Annotated in this window: 1 protein-coding gene; it reads right to left on the reverse strand. The window is 68.4% G+C overall.

Annotated elements, in window-relative coordinates:
* Positions 1-89: 89 nt before the first annotated feature.
* Positions 90-1,334, reverse strand: a complete 1,245-nt coding sequence (locus ABZT17_RS45135) for an IS110 family transposase (protein WP_356358000.1) — start codon at positions 1,332-1,334, stop codon at positions 90-92.
* Positions 1,335-1,632: the final 298 nt, after the last annotated feature.

A 1,632-nucleotide genomic window follows, 5' to 3' on the forward strand; every position in this document is an offset into this window, starting at 1 on the left:
CTGACGCGTAAATAGATGCAGGTCAGGGTGGGGGCGGGCAGCACTGGATACCCGGTGGTCGTGGGGTCGGCGGGTGTATGGACCGCCGGTCAGGCTGCGTGCTCCTTCGGGTTGAGGGTGACGGTGTAGCCGAGTTGGTTGAGCTGGTTGATTGCTCGGCGGGTGGCGCGTTCGGGGTCGCGTTGGGTGAAGTAGGTGCCGCCGAGCTCGTGGTAGGGGACGTTGTCGGTGAGCATGTGCCAGATCGCGGTGATGATCGAGTGTTCGACGGCGACCAGGGCCCGCAGCGGGCCGCGGCGTGAGGTCAGCCGTTTGTAGCGGGTCTGCAGGTAGGTGTCCTTGGTTCGCACCGCGCCGAAGGCGGCCAGGCCGAGGGCGCCCTTGAGGTAGGGGTTGCCGGGGCGGACCTTGGTGTTCTTGGTGCGGCCGGCGGACTCGTGGTGGCCGGGGCAGACCCCGGCCCAGGAGGCGAGGTGTTTGGCGGAGGCGAAGCGGGCCATGTCGCCGCCGGTCTCCGCAATGATCACTTCGGCGACGGCCCGGTTGATCCCGGGGATGGTGTCCAGGAGGTCGAGGGCACCTCGAAAGGGGGCCATCGTCTCCTCGGTCCGTTCGTCGAGTTGCCGGATCGCGTCGGTGAGCTGGTCGTAGTGGTTCAGGTGCAGCCGGGTCAGGAAGGCATGGTGGGCGCGGAAACGTCCGGTCAGGGCTTCGGTGAGTTCGGGGATCTTGTTGCGGAGCTTGCGTTTGGCCAGCTCAGCGAGGTCCTGCGGGTTGCGTTCCCCGGCGATGAGGGCTTCGAGCATGGCCCGGCCGGAGACGCCCATGATGTCGGAGGCGACCGCGGCCAGCTTGATCCCGGTGTCCTCCAGCAGCTTCTCCAGCCGCTGCACGATCTGGCCGCGCTCGCGGGTCATCTGGGTGCGGGCCCGGGTCAGGTCCCGCAGCTCGCGCACCGGCTGCGGCGGGACGAACGAGGGCCGTACCAGGCCGTGGGCGCCGAGCTGGGCCAGCCATGCCGCGTCCGAGACGTCGGTCTTGCGGCCGGGCAGGTTCTTGACCTGCCGGGCGTTGACCAGGATCACGTTCAACTCGTCGGCCAGCAGGTAGTAGAAGGGTTTCCAGTAGTCCGAGGTCGCCTCGATCACGACGAGGGTGACCTGGGCGGCGAGCAGGTGATCGCGCAGGGCGAGTACGGCGTTCGTCGTCGCGCCCCAGGTCGTGGTCTGGTTCGTGAACGACCCGCGCCGTTTCGTACTTGGGGTGCGGATGCACGCCTTGGCGTCCTTCTTGCTGACGTCCACACCGGCGCAGCGTTCGTGCAGTACGTCCATGTCCAGAGCCCCTCCCTCAACGGCCGAGCGGTACGCCGTTCCGGGAGGGCCAGGGTGGATCAGGGATTCTGACGCGCGTGCTCACAGCAACACTCCACGGTTCCCGTGGACGGCCCTCGGCACCATGCTGACCTGCGAGCTCACCGGCATCACAGAGACCTCGGTTTCGGCCGGAACGAACCCCTCCAGCGTCCCGGACCCGCAGCAGCCCACGTCAGGGCAGACAGAAGCACCCCGGGCGCGCCACGGGATTTACCACGCCCCCGGCGCGCGCCGAAGGCGCGCTGCGCTGCTGACC

The sequence above is a fragment of the Streptomyces sp. NPDC005648 genome, assembly GCF_040605395.1.
Classification (GTDB): domain Bacteria; phylum Actinomycetota; class Actinomycetes; order Streptomycetales; family Streptomycetaceae; genus Streptomyces.